The 13,235-nt window shown below is 71.0% G+C and carries 8 protein-coding genes; 1 reads left to right on the plus strand and 7 read right to left on the minus strand.

The window, feature by feature from the left end:
* Positions 1 to 188 precede the first annotated feature (188 nt).
* From IF88_RS0110545 to nrdR, 3 genes are all read right to left on the minus strand, one after another.
* Positions 189 to 929 (minus strand): class I SAM-dependent methyltransferase, encoded by a 741-nt coding sequence (locus IF88_RS0110545; protein WP_030709630.1) that lies wholly within the window; start codon positions 927 to 929, stop codon positions 189 to 191.
* Positions 930 to 1,225: 296 nt separating this feature from the next.
* Positions 1,226 to 4,114, minus strand: coding sequence for a vitamin B12-dependent ribonucleotide reductase (locus tag IF88_RS0110550; RefSeq protein WP_030709632.1), 2,889 nt, complete (start codon positions 4,112 to 4,114; stop codon positions 1,226 to 1,228).
* A gap of 144 nt (positions 4,115 to 4,258) precedes the next feature.
* Positions 4,259 to 4,771: a transcriptional regulator NrdR gene (gene nrdR, locus IF88_RS0110555; protein WP_030709634.1), complete on the minus strand. Its 513-nt coding sequence runs from the start codon at positions 4,769 to 4,771 to the stop codon at positions 4,259 to 4,261.
* Positions 4,772 to 5,239: 468 nt separating this feature from the next.
* Here nrdR and lexA point away from each other — a divergent pair, with 468 nt between their 5' ends.
* Positions 5,240 to 6,034: a transcriptional repressor LexA gene (gene lexA / locus IF88_RS0110560; RefSeq protein ID WP_030709636.1), complete on the plus strand. Its 795-nt coding sequence runs from the start codon at positions 5,240 to 5,242 to the stop codon at positions 6,032 to 6,034.
* Between the two features lie 60 nt (positions 6,035 to 6,094).
* Here the strand turns inward: lexA and IF88_RS0110565 are convergent, their stop codons facing one another.
* The 4 genes from IF88_RS0110565 to IF88_RS0110580 all read right to left on the minus strand — a co-directional run bounded on the left by IF88_RS0110565 (position 6,095) and on the right by IF88_RS0110580 (position 12,945).
* Complete coding sequence (locus IF88_RS0110565) at positions 6,095 to 8,065, minus strand: ATP-dependent DNA helicase (protein ID WP_030709638.1); 1,971 nt, start codon at positions 8,063 to 8,065, stop codon at positions 6,095 to 6,097.
* Positions 8,066 to 8,117: 52 nt separating this feature from the next.
* Positions 8,118 to 9,992 (minus strand): IucA/IucC family protein, encoded by a 1,875-nt coding sequence (locus IF88_RS0110570; RefSeq protein ID WP_030709640.1) that lies wholly within the window; start codon positions 9,990 to 9,992, stop codon positions 8,118 to 8,120.
* A 98-nt stretch (positions 9,993 to 10,090) separates the two neighbouring features.
* Complete coding sequence (locus tag IF88_RS0110575) at positions 10,091 to 10,786, minus strand: GNAT family N-acetyltransferase (protein ID WP_030709642.1); 696 nt, start codon at positions 10,784 to 10,786, stop codon at positions 10,091 to 10,093.
* A gap of 32 nt (positions 10,787 to 10,818) precedes the next feature.
* A complete protein-coding gene (locus IF88_RS0110580) occupies positions 10,819 to 12,945 on the minus strand; it encodes an IucA/IucC family protein (protein WP_420710935.1) in 2,127 nt (708 codons plus the stop codon).
* Between the last annotated feature and the right edge of the window lie 290 nt (positions 12,946 to 13,235).

A 13,235-nucleotide genomic window follows, 5' to 3' on the forward strand; every position in this document is an offset into this window, starting at 1 on the left:
CGGGGTGACGAAGCCGGCCTCCGTCCGGGACGTGGAGTTCACCACCCGCACCCGGGGCAACGAGCTCTTCGTGAACCCGCTGATGTCTCTGTGGTTCGCCTTCGACCTGCCGGGACTGGCCGCGCACTGTCTCTACCTGGACCGCATCGAGGACCCACCTGATGCGGCAGGTCCACTCCCGTCGGCCGTCAGGCGCGGCAGCGCAGCATCTCCAGCGGCGGGTTCGCCCGGAAGTCCGCCCAGAAGTCCTCACCGAACTCGCGCACCCCGGCGTCGGACACCTCGAACGGGACCCAGGTCAGCTCGCTGAACCCGGCCGCGGGGAGGCACTTCTCGTAGATCTCTCGGCGCGGGAGGTTGGCGACGAACGAGACCGGCGGGTCGAGCAGCGCCGTGGTCCGGACTTGCGGCCCGGTCTCGCCCTGCTCGCCGGTGAGCACGCTGCGGAAGCCGTACCGTTCGGGGGTGGGCCCGTCGAAGCGGAAGTCGGGCGACTGGTTGAGCAGGAAGAACTCTCCGCCGGGCTTCAGGCTCCGGTGCACGTTGCGGCACATCCGCTCCGTGGTGGCGACGTCCTGCGCGTAGTTGAGCAGCTGGACCCCCAGCGCGATGTCGAAGGTCCGCGCGAGGGGCGGCAGTTCGGCCACGTCGCCCACCTCGTAGCGCACCCCCAGCGGATCGCCCTCCTCCAGCTGCTGTGCCACGGCGACCATCTCACCGGAGATGTCGATTCCGAGCACGTCCGAGGCTCCGCGCCGCCTGAACTCCCTGCTGTAGAAACCGGTGCCGGAGGCCAGGTCGAGGAGCGACTTGCCCCGTACGTCCCCGACCAGGGCCAGGAAGCCCGGCACCACCACGTACTGCTCCAGCGGCAGGGACTTGAAACCCTCGTACGCTTCACCGATCTCGTCGTACTGCTGCGTGCTCACAGTTCTCCCATCCCCATGCCTCATGCCTCATGCCTCATCAGCTCCTCGCCGCCGGAACGCCCCTGCCCCGGGGTGCGCCACGGCCTCTGGCGGGCAGTCTCTCCCAAGCTGACGGGCCGTTGTACTTGGCAGAACCAACGAAAAACCGGCCCCCGTCCCGGCTCGCCGTACGGGCGGGCGTACGGGACGGCGGCGACGGGAAGGGCGCAGGCACGACGAAGGGGACCGGCCTGAGGCCGGTCCCCTTCATGCGTGGTGAGCCGCTGGTCAGCTACCCGTGCGGGCTACGCCCGGCGTCAGCTGCAGCCGCTGGTGGAGCCGCAGCCCTCGCAGATGTAGCAGGAGCCGGCGCGCTGCATCTTCGTACCGCAGGAGAAGCAGAGCGGGGCGTCGGCGGAGACCCCGAGCTGCATCTCGACCAGTTCGGCGCTGCTGTGCGCCGTCTTGGGGGACGGGACAGAGGCGGTGACGGCCGGCTTCGGCGCCGACGGCACCGCGGTCAGCGGGACCGACTGGGTCAGCGACTCGGTGTCCAGCTCGTCCTCGAGGGGCTCGTAGGAGCCGGTGTCGAGGTGGCGCTGGCGCTCCTCGGCGGTGTGGATGCCGAGGGCCGAGCGGGTCTCGAAGGGCAGGAAGTCGAGCGCCAGGCGACGGAAGATGTAGTCGACGATCGACTGCGCCATCCGCACGTCCGGGTCGTCCGTCATGCCGGCCGGCTCGAAGCGCATGTTGGTGAACTTCGAGACGTAGGTCTCCAGCGGCACGCCGTACTGCAGACCGACCGAGACGGCGATGGAGAAGGCGTCCATCATGCCCGCGAGGGTCGAGCCCTGCTTGGACATCTTCAGGAAGACCTCGCCCAGGCCGTCGTCCGGGTAGGAGTTCGCCGTCATGTAGCCCTCGGCGCCACCGACCGTGAAGGAGGTGGTGATGCCCGGGCGGCCCTTGGGGAGGCGCTTGCGGACGGGGCGGTACTCGATGACCTTCTCGACGGTCGCGCGGATGGTCTCCTCCGCCTTGGCGGTGACCTCCTCCTTCTCCTCTTCCTTCTTCTTCGCGGAGAGGGGCTGGCCGACCTTGCAGTTGTCGCGGTAGATCGCGAGCGCCTTGACGCCCATCTTCCACGCCTCGAAGTAGATCTCCTCGATCTCCTCGACGGTCGCCGTCTCCGGCATGTTGACCGTCTTGGAGATCGCGCCGGAGATCCAGGGCTGGATCGCGGCCATCATGCGGACGTGGCCCATCGCGGAGATGGAGCGCTCGCCCATGGCGCAGTCGAACACCGAGTAGTGCTCGGCCTTCAGGCCCGGGGCGTCGACGACCACGCCGTGCTCGGCGATGTGGGAGACGATCGCCTCGATCTGCTCCTCCTGGTAACCCAGGCGGCGCAGGGCCTGCGGGACGGTGCCGTTGACGATCTGCATCGAGCCGCCGCCGACGAGCTTCTTGAACTTGACCAGGGCCAGGTCCGGCTCGACACCGGTGGTGTCGCAGGACATCGCGAGACCGATGGTGCCGGTCGGCGCGAGGACGGAGGCCTGGGAGTTGCGGAAGCCGTTCTGCTCGCCGAGGCGCAGGACGTCCTGCCAGGCCTCGGTGGCCGCGGCCCAGATGACGTTGTCGAGGTCCTCGGTGCGCGGGGCGACGGCGTTGGCGTCGGCGTGCTGCTTCATGACGCGCTTGTGGGCGTCGGCGTTGCGGGCGTAGCCGTCGTACGGGCCGACGATCGCGGCCAGCTCGGCGGAGCGCTTGTACGCCGTACCGGTCATCAGCGAGGTGATCGACGCGGCGAGGGTGCGGCCGCCGTCCGAGTCGTACGCGTGGCCGGTGGCCATCAGCAGGGCGCCGAGGTTGGCGTAGCCGATGCCCAGCTGGCGGAAGGCGCGGGTGTTCTCGCCGATCTTCTGCGTCGGGAAGTCCGCGAAGCAGATGGAGATGTCCATCGCGGTGATGACGAGCTCGACGACCTTGGCGAAGCGCTCGGCGTCGAACGACTGGTCGCCCTTGCCGTCGTCGTTGAGGAACTTCATCAGGTTGAGCGAGGCGAGGTTGCAGGACGTGTTGTCCAGGTGCATGTACTCGCTGCAGGGGTTGGACGCGGTGATGCGGCCGGACTCGGGGCAGGTGTGCCAGTTGTTGATCACACCGTCGTACTGGATGCCCGGGTCGGCGCAGGCCCACGCGGCCTCGGCGAGCTTGCGGAAGAGCGCCTTGGCGTCGACCTTCTCGATGACCTCGCCGGTCATGCGGGCACGCAGGGCGAACTCGGTGCCGTTCTCGACTGCCGTCATGAACTCGTCGTTCACGCGGACGGAGTTGTTGGCGTTCTGGTACTGGACGGACGTGATGTCGTCGCCGCCCAGGTCCATGTCGAAGCCCGCGTCGCGCAGGGCGCGGATCTTCTCCTCTTCCTTCACCTTGGTCTCGATGAAGGCCTCGACGTCCGGGTGGTCCACGTCCAGGACGACCATCTTGGCCGCGCGGCGGGTGGCGCCGCCCGACTTGATCGTTCCTGCGGACGCGTCGGCGCCGCGCATGAAGGAGACCGGACCGGAGGCGTTGCCGCCGGAGGAGAGGAGCTCCTTGGAGGAGCGGATGCGGGAGAGGTTCAGGCCGGCGCCGGAGCCACCCTTGAAGATCATGCCTTCTTCCTTGTACCAGTCGAGGATCGACTCCATGGAGTCGTCGACGGACAGGATGAAGCAGGCGGAGACCTGCTGCGGCTGGGCCGTTCCGACGTTGAACCACACCGGCGAGTTGAAGCTGAAGATCTGGTGCAGGAGGGCGTAGGTCAGCTCGTGCTCGAAGATCTCCACGTCGGCGGGCGACGCGAAGTAGCCGAAGTCCTCGCCGGCCTTCGTGTAGGTCTTCACGATCCGGTCGATCAGCTGCTTCAGACCGGTCTCGCGCTGCGGGGTGCCGACCGCGCCGCGGAAGTACTTGCTGGTGACGATGTTGACCGCGTTCACCGACCAGAAATCGGGGAACTCGACGCCACGCTGCTCGAAGTTGACCGAGCCGTCGCGCCAGTTGGTCATGACGACGTCACGGCGCTCCCAGCTCACCTCGTCGTACGGGTGCACGCCGGGGGTGGTGTGGATGCGCTCGATACGCAGGCCGCCCTTGGCGGCCTTGGTCCCCTTGGCGCGGGAACCACGTGCCGAGCTGCTCGCCGTCTCTGTCATGCCAGGCCTCCCATATGCGGGCAAAAACGCCCTAAAGTGCCAGCGTTATTCCGCGGCACGGTGCTGTGTCTCTGTATCTACGTCTCTTCGCACGACCCACCGGCCTCCCCGCGGCGCGCGAGCGTCGCGGCGAGGGCCGTCCGGTCAGTCGGCGGCGGAGGCGGGCACGGGGACCGGAGCGGTCCCTCCGTGCTCGCACTCATCAGGGTGAGGCCGCGGCTCGCGCAGTTCCGCGATGGCGGTCTCGAAGTCCTCAAGGGTGTCGAACGCTTTGTAGACGGACGCGAAGCGCAGGTAGGCGACCAGGTCGAGCTCCTGCAACGGGCCGAGAATGGCCAGACCCACGTCATGGGTGGTCAGCTCGGCACTCCCGGTGGCGCGCACCGCCTCCTCGACCCGCTGGCCGAGCTTGGCGAGGGCGTCCTCGGTGACCGGTCGCCCCTGGCACGCCTTGCGCACGCCGGAGATGACCTTGGTACGGCTGAAGGGTTCCGTCACCCCGCTGCGCTTGATCACCATCAGCGAGGCCGTCTCCACCGTCGTGAAACGACGGGAGCAGTCGGGGCACTGACGGCGCCTGCGGATCGACGTGCCGTCGTCCGTGGTGCGGCTGTCGACGACACGGCTGTCGGGGTGCCTGCAGAAGGGGCAGTGCACGGTTCCCTCACCCTCCCTCTTGGCACGACAGAATCACCCCACACGCCCCTCAACGACGGAGAAGAACTCTGCCGGGGGCTCGTGGAGCAGCCACCAGCATATGCGATCCCAGGAGCCTCAGCAGACTCCAGGACCACTACTTCTGGGTGGCAGCGCTCATCCAACCACTAGATCTTGGGTTGGAGTGGATTTTCGTGGCTCTGCGTGTCGCGGCGTCCGCCAGGCGGTCACGAGGCCCGTCGATGCCACACTGGGCACAGGCCCGGACGGCGGCGATCCGACCGGGAAGGGTACCGTAAGCAGCGGACGTCGGATCGAACCCGCGTTCGGTGGACCGATCGTCCATACACCCCTTGATATACCCACGCCGGACGATCCGCGATTTTTCACTCGAACGTGTGTTTGGCGCAACCTTTCGAAAGCTACTACCGTTGTCCAGCTAGGGAGAACATTTCGAGAGGGGCCGACGTGACCACCACCGCAGACAGTGCCACCATCACTGCCCAGAACCGCTCCCAGAGCCGACTCGAGCCGGTGCATGCCATGAACGACGCAAACCTGAACCCGGATGCGGAGCCCGTAGTACGCCCCGCACGCTCGCTGCCAGGTCGACCTCCAGGCATCCGCGCCGACAGCTCCGGGCTCACGGACCGGCAGCGGAGGGTCATCGAGGTCATTCGCGACTCCGTGCAGCGCCGGGGTTACCCGCCGTCCATGCGGGAGATCGGTCAGGCGGTGGGCCTGTCCAGCACGTCGTCGGTCGCCCACCAGCTGATGGCCCTGGAGCGCAAGGGCTTCCTGCGCCGCGACCCGCACCGCCCCCGTGCCTATGAGGTGCGCGGATCCGACCAGCCCAGCTCGCAGCCCACGGACACCACCGGCAAGCCCGCCGCCTCCTACGTTCCCCTGGTCGGCCGGATCGCGGCCGGCGGCCCGATCCTCGCCGAGGAGTCGGTTGAGGACGTGTTCCCGCTCCCCCGCCAGCTCGTCGGCGACGGCGAGCTCTTCGTCCTCAAGGTCGTCGGTGACTCGATGATCGAGGCCGCCATCTGCGACGGTGACTGGGTCACGGTCCGTCGCCAGCCCGTCGCGGAGAACGGCGACATCGTCGCCGCGATGCTCGACGGCGAGGCCACCGTCAAGCGCTTCAAGCGCGAGGACGGCCATGTCTGGCTCCTCCCGCACAACGCCGCCTACCAGCCGATTCCCGGCGACGACGCGACCATCCTGGGCAAGGTCGTCGCGGTACTGCGTCGGGTCTGACCCCCGCCGCCTCATCCGGCCCCCGGGATCCACTGCGCCGGTCCCGGGGGCTTTCGCCTGTTACTTGCCGTCGGCCTTGGCCGTCGCGTCGATCGCGGCGAGGGAGCGGCGGGCCTGGTTGCGGTCCGTGGTGTACCAGAAGTCCGGCAGCGTGGCCCGCAGGAAGCTCCCGTACCGGGCCGTGGCCAGCCGGGGGTCGAGCACCGCGACGACGCCCCGGTCTCCCGTGGCCCGTACGAGACGACCCGCGCCCTGCGCCATCAGCAGGGCGGCATGCGTGGCGGCGACGGCCATGAAGCCGTTGCCGCCGTGCTCCTCCACCGACTTCTGGCGGGCGCTCATCAGCGGGTCGTCGGGACGCGGGAAGGGGATCCGGTCCATGACCACGAGCTGGCAGCTGGGGCCCGGCACGTCCACGCCCTGCCAGAGCGAGAGCGTCCCGAACAGGCAGGTCTTCGGGTCCGCGGCGAAAGCCTTGATCAGCTCGCCGAGCGTCTCCTCGCCCTGGAGCAGGATCGGGTTGTCGAGCCGGCCGCGCAGCTCCTCGGCCGCCGCCTTGGCGCCGCGCATGGAGGAGAAGAGGCCGAGGGTCCGCCCGCCGGCCGCCTCGATCAACTCGGCGAGCTCGTCCATCATGTCGCCGCGGGTCCCCTCACGGCCCGGCGTGGCCAGGTGCTTGGCGACGTAGAGGATGCCCTGCTTCGGGTAGTCGAAGGGCGAGCCGACGTCGAGGCCGCGCCAGGCGGGGACATCGTCGCCCTCGACGCCCTCGGGAGACAGGCCCAAGGAGGCCGCGACGCCGTTGAAGTCGCCGCCCAGCTTGAGGGTGGCCGAGGTCAGGACCACCGAGCGGTCCTCGAACAGCTTCTCCCGCAGCAGGCCGGACACCGACAACGGGGCGACCCGGAGCGTGGCGCCGAAGCGGTCGTGGCGCTCGTACCAGACGACGTCGTACTCGGAGCCGGTGGTGATCCGCTCCGCCACCCCGTGGACGCTCTCCACCGCGGCCAGGGCCTGCTTGCGGACCGCGTCCTCGTCGTGGACGGACTTGTCGCGGGTCGCGCCGATCGCGGAGATCACGTTGCGCGCGGCGTCGCGCAGGGACATCAGCGCGTAGCCGAGATCCTCGGGGAGCACCTCCAGGCGGCCTGGGAGCGCCAGCTCCATGACCCGCTCGAAGGACTCGGACGCGGTCTGCAGGGAGTCGGCGGTCTTCTCGTCGACCAGCTTGGCCGCACGCGTCACAGCCCGGTTGACCTGCCCGGGAGTGAGCTCGCCGGTGGCGACACCGGTGACGCGGGAGACCAGCTCATGGGCCTCGTCCACGATCAGCACCTCGTGCTGCGGCAGCACCGGGGCGCCTTCGATGGCGTCGATGGCGAGCAGCGCGTGGTTGGTGACGACCACGTCCGCGAGCTTGGCCCGCTCGCGGGCGGCCTCCGCGAAGCACTCGGCGCCGTACGCGCACTTCGTCGCGCCCAGGCATTCGCGCGAGGAGACCGAGATCTGCGACCAGGCCTTGTCCGAGACGCCCGGGGTCAGGTCGTCGCGGTCGCCGGTCTCCGTCTCGTCCGCCCAGTCGCGCAGGCGCAGCAGGTCCTTGCCGAGCTTGCTGGTGGGGGTGGCCGCCTCGAACTGGTCGAAGAGGCCCTCCTCCTCGTCCTGCGGAGCGCCCTCGTGCAGGCGGTGCAGGCACAGATAGTTGGACCGGCCCTTGAGCATGGCGAACTGCGGGCGGCGGCGCAGCTGCGGATGCAGCGCCTCCACCGTCCGGGGCAGGTCGCGCTCGACGAGCTGCCGCTGGAGGGCGAGGGTCGCGGTGGCCACGACCACGCGCTCGCCGTGGGCGAGGGCCGGCACCAGGTAGCCGAGGGACTTGCCGGTGCCGGTACCGGCCTGGATGAGCCGGTGGGAGTTGTCGTCGATCGCTTCGGCGACGGCTTCGGCCATGGCCACCTGGCCGGGGCGCTCCGTGCCGCCGACGGCGGAGACGGCGGCGTGCAGCAGGTCGGGGAGGGAGGGCTTCGTCATAGCACTGCCAACCCTACGGGGCCCCACCGACAGCGAGCGCACCGACGAGGAATCATGGCCGGTACAAGGGGTTGGGTACGGTGCCGTGCTGCACGGCGTGCGGGCGGTCGGGGCGGTCGCGGTAGCCGTCCTCGTAGAGCCGGTTCCGGTTGAGGCAGAGCCGGCCGATGCGCTCGCCGAGCAGGTCAAAGAGCTCGTACCGGTCCTTGAGCTCCGGGAAACGGGCCTGGTGGCGCAGGATCTCCGCCCGTACGAGGGACCAGAAATCGTCCTCCGGGACGCCGAGACGCTCCTCGCACAGGGCCGAGAGGTAGCGGAAGACACCGACGAACAGCCCGGAGTGGATGAACTGGGGCAGGAAGTCGGCGGGCTCGGTGAGCAGGGCCGCCCGGACCTCGTCGGGCAGGGCGGCCAGCTCGGGCAGGGGCTCGTCGCTGATGTTGATGTCGTCCACGAAGTCCTTGACCCCGAGCCGCACCGGGACGTCGTGCTCGTCGAAGATCACGATGGCGTTCTCGCCGTGCGGGGAGAAGACGGTGCCGTAGCGGTAGAGGAAGTGCAGCAGCGGGGGCAGGAGGGCGGCGAAGAGGCGCTGCAGCCAGACGGTGGGGGTGAGCCCGGACCGGGCCACGAGCTCGGCGGTGAAGGACCGGCCGCGCGGGTCGGTGTGGAGGAGTGAGGCGAGGGTGCGGGCGCGCTCGCCGGGGGCGAGGAGCCCGGTGAGGGGCTCGCGCCAGATCGCGCCGAGGAGCTCCTTGTACTGGTACGGGACCTCGGGGAGCTCTTCGTAGACCGGGTGGCGGACGGTGACGGAGGCTACTTCGCCGAGCAGGACGACCCGGCACTCGTCGCGCAGGAAGGGGTCGGTGTCGCGGAGGGAGTGGATCCAGGCGGTGACGGCGGGTGCGGCGAGGGCGAGGTCGGAGGGCAGGCCGCGCCAGACCATGGTGTTGAAGACGGACAGCGGGAGTTTGACGCTGTGCCGGTCGGGGCGGCTGAGGTTGAGGAAGGTGCGGATCGACTGCTGGGGCAGGCGCAGGTCGGGATCGGCCGGGAGCGGCACGAGGGTGCCGGAGGCGAGCGCCGGGGCGAAGAGAGGGAGGACGACCTCGTCCCACTGCCAGGGGTGGAGCGGCAGGTAGAGGTAGTGGAGCGGGTCGAGGCCGCGGTCGCGCAGGGTCTGGTCGAAGGCGGCGCGGGTGACGGGGTCGAGCTCCGCGGAGTAGAGGCGGGCGGGGTCCTCCAGCCCGGCGGTACCGCGGTAGGCGGCGAGCGAGGTGTGGGCGGCGAGCCAGGGCAGGCGCTGGCGGGTCCGGGCCTCGGGGGCCCAGGCGGCGGTGTCGGAGGCGGAGAGTCCGATCCGGCCCTTGTTGAGGACGAGCCAGGGGTGGCCGGTCTGGTGCCCTTCGAGGGCGGCGTAGTCGAGGTCGGCGAGGACATCGGCGGTGAGGGCGGTGTGGTCGATCCGGGCGTCGGCGGTGAGGGTGGCGCTGAGCTCGCGGACGAGGTGGCCGAGGGTGGGGCCGTCGAGGCCGAGGAGGGTGCGGGCGCGGATGAGGAAGTCGTACGGGTCCCCGAAGGCGGTCGGGTTCCCGGAGGGGGTCGGTGTCTGGGGGGAGGCCGGCGGCGGGGTGAGGGTGATGGTGTCGGGGGCTACGTGCCAGCTGCCGTACGCGCGGCGGCGGGCCCGGAACCCGAGGCTGCTGCCGTCGTCGAGGGTCAGGCTCCATGCGTCGCCGGCGGCCGACGGGGCGGCGACGGGGCTGATGATCTCCTCGTAGGCGAACTCGGCGAGCATCTTGGCGAGCAGCCGGCGGGCGGCGAAGTCCCAGGTCGAACGGTTGAGTTCGGGTGGTGTGCAGGGGTGCTGGGGCGGCGGTGGCACGGTGGGTTCGGCCGCGTCGGGGGCTGCGTGGAAGTTCGGCACGGGACTCCTCGAAGATCGGGAACTTTGCTGCGCGACGCAGAGTTTTCTAAGGGAGAGGTGCGAAGCGGCGACGACGGTCAGGGCTTGCGGGGCGGCACTCAGAGGAGATTGCGCAGCGCCCGCTCCCGGATCATCAGGGCGGCGCGCTTCTCGGGAAGGTCGATTTCCGCGGAGCAGCGGAAACCGGAGTTCAGGAAGGCAGATACGGAGGGGGTGTTGCGGATGTCCGGTTCCGCGATCACGCGAGTGCAGCGGGGGCGGTTGCCGAGGACCATGTCGGCGACGGCGCGCAGCAGGGTCGTGCCCAGGCCGCGGCCGCGGTTCGTGCCGTCTCCGATGAGCAGGTGGATACCGGTGTCGTGGGGGCGCGCCGGGTAGTGGCGGGAGAGCGGGTCGAGGTCGGCCCGGTAGATCTCCCAGTAGCTCATCGGCGTGCCGTCGAGGAGGCCGAGGCAGGGGATGCTGCGGCCGTCGCCGTCGAGCTGGGCACGTAGGTGGGCCGCGGTGACGGCGGCGGGGCCGGCGAGTTCCCAGTAGGCGGCCACCTCGGGGTCGTTCATCCAGCCTGTGAGGAGCTCCAGGTCCCGGCCCGGCCGTACGGGTTCGAGGCGGAAGGCTCCGGCGGGTGTGGCGGCGCTGCCCCAGATGGCCGGTGAGTCGAGCAGGTCGGCTTCGGCGAGCAACGGCAACAGGTTGGCCTTGAGCCGGGCTTCGACGGTGTGCTCCACCACCTCGGTGGCGCCGAGGCCGTCGGTGGCGGATCCGGCGGGGGCGGGTGTGTCGGTGGAGCGCATCGGGGGCTCTTCTCCGCGTCGGCGCCGACGCGTCAATCGTGAAGGGGGTTGGTGATGGTGACGTAGACGGACTGGGTGTCGACGGGGCCGACGAGCTCGTCGAGACCTCCCAGGCGGGTGAGCAGATTCGCCTTGCAGCGCAGGGTGGGCGAGTCGAGCAGCCGTGTGGGGAGCGGGCCGAGGCCCGCGGCCTTGGCGAGGAAGCGGCGGAAGGCGGCGAGGAGCACGCGCTCGTCGGCGAGCCGCTGGGATCCGAAGGCGCCGATGAGTCCGAGCACGTTGTTGATGCCGAGGTAGTAGGCGAAGCGTTCGTCGGTGACGGCGTCGGAGACGAAGGTGTCGCTGGCGCTGCCGATGCCGGGCAGCCGTTGCTCCAGTTCCGCGCGGCGGGATGCGCGGAAGTAGTAGCCCTGGTTGTCGCGGTAGCGGCCGCCGGCCGGCCAGCCGGCGGCGTCGAGGAGCACCAGGGTGTTCTGCTGGTGCGCTTCGAGGGCGATGCCGGCGAGCGCGTCGAAGGCGAGGACCGGCAGGACCACGTGGTCGAGGTAGCGCAGGAACCACTCGGCGGCGACGGCGGACGTGCTGCGTCCGGTGGCGGCGGCGAGGCGGGAGACGAGTTCGGCGAGACGGGAGCTCATGGTGGGCCGGCCGGGCCATGGGCGGGGAGAGGTCAGTGCGGCGATGCAGACGGCGTCGTCGCCCGAGCGGAAGGGGTTGTGGCGCAGCAGGGCGTCGAGTCCGGGAACGGGGGTTCCGTCCGGGGCGTCCACGGCGACCCAGGCGGGGTCGCGGACGATGTCGAAGCGGGGGTGGCCCGCCTGCCACTGCTCGGCGAGGCCGGTGCGGAGCAGCCGGTGGACCTCGACGCCTCGGTGCAGTTCCTTGCGGAGGTTCTCGCGGCGGGAGTTGGTGATGCGCAGGCCCAGGGAGAGCTTGAGCATCGCGGGCTCGCCGGGACGGTGGACGGTGCGGACGGAGGAGGTGGGGTGCCAGGGCTCGCCGTGCGGGCCCAGGTCGTGCAGAAGCCCTGCGTCGCGGAGGGCGGTGACGGCGGGGCGCTGGAGCAGGTCGCGGGCCTGCCAGGGGTGCAGGGGAAGGGGGGTGGCGCCGTCGGGCAGCGGGAGGCCGGGGGCGAGTCGGCCGAGGAGCTGGGGCGCGGAGACGGGGCGGCCTCGCTCGGTCCAGGCGGATTCGGTGGCGAGGACGGAGGAGTCGACCGCGAACCAGTGCAGGGGGAAGGAGCCGTGGAGTTCGGGTGAGTAGTGACGTGCCTCGGCCTCGGAGAGTCCTTCGCGGCTCTTCGGGTCGGGTTGGAGGGGGTGACCGAGGAGGAGTGACTGTTCGGCTGTGAGGAAGCGGTCCCCGCCCACGGGGGCCGGGGCGGTGGGGCGTTCTCGCCTGTCGGCGATGAACTCGGTGGTACGGCGCACCGAGTCGGCGACCCGGCCGACGAGGTCGGCGCTGCCGCGGCCGCCGCCGGTGCCCTCACGGGCGATGAGGGAGGCGAAGGTGACGGCGTCCAGGCAGGGGGCGCCGACGGGGGTGCCTTCGAGCCGGGCCGGACCGAATCGGTGCCAGCCGGTCTGGGACCAGTAGCGGACGGCGACGAGCGCGGCGGTGCCCGAGGCGGGGAGGGGAATGCGGAGGGGGGTTCCGACGGGGCCGTCGGGGCGGCCGATCCCGGCCTCGCGGACCCAGCACCGGAGCAGGTTCTCCACTGCCGCGGCCTCGGCTGCGACGGCCGGCTCCGGGTGGTTCAGGAGGTCGGGCAGCGCGGCCGGCTCCGGCCAGACGGGGCTCGACCAGCCGGAGCGGGCCCTGGGCGTGCCGTCCTTCTGCCGCGGCACGGTGGCCGCCGCCCCGGCGGCGGTCGCGGGGAGCGGCCCTCCCTCGCCCTCCCGCGGGGCGGCCGACGTGGCCGTCGGGCCCTCGCCCGGGCGCTCCGGCGCGACCTCGCCGGGCTGGTCCGACGCACCGGAGCGGGGCCAGGCGGCCGGGTCGCCGGCAGTCCCCTCCGGTCTACCGTCCACGGCCGCCTGCCCTTCGGCACCCAGCGGGGCGAGGGGGGAGACTGCCGCCGGGCCGCCGTCGGCGGAACCGGCCTGCGCCGAGGCCGACCCGGGGCCGGCGCCGGCGTCGGGAGACGCCACTGCCCCCACCCACGGCTGCCGGCCGTCGATCGAGCTCACGGACGGCCCCGGGCCAACGGCGTCGGGAGCCACCGCGGAGGGCGACGGAGAGTATCGGCCGTCGGTAGCGCTGGCCGACGGACTCACGCCCGGGCCCGGGGTAGCGGCGTCGGGAGACGCCACTACGGTCGGCCACGGCTGCCGGCCCTCCGTCGCGCCCGCCGACGAACTCCCGGCCGGGCCCGGGGTAGCGGCGTCGGGAGACGCCACTACGGTCGGCCACGGCTGCCGGCCCTCGGTCGCGCTGGCCGGCGGGCTCC

The organism is Streptomyces sp. NRRL F-2580 (genome assembly GCF_000720115.1).
Taxonomy (GTDB): Bacteria; Actinomycetota; Actinomycetes; order Streptomycetales; family Streptomycetaceae; genus Streptomyces.

What these genes read in the sequence shown, in the direction of transcription:
- IF88_RS0110565 (WP_030709638.1), bottom strand. Translation starts at nt 8,065, where the DNA reads ATGACGAAGCCCTCCCTCCCCGACCTGCTGCACGCCGCCGTCTCCGCC.
- IF88_RS0110550 (WP_030709632.1), bottom strand. Translation starts at nt 4,114, where the DNA reads ATGACAGAGACGGCGAGCAGCTCGGCACGTGGTTCCCGCGCCAAGGGG.
- IF88_RS0110575 (WP_030709642.1), bottom strand. Translation starts at nt 10,786, where the DNA reads ATGCGCTCCACCGACACACCCGCCCCCGCCGGATCCGCCACCGACGGC.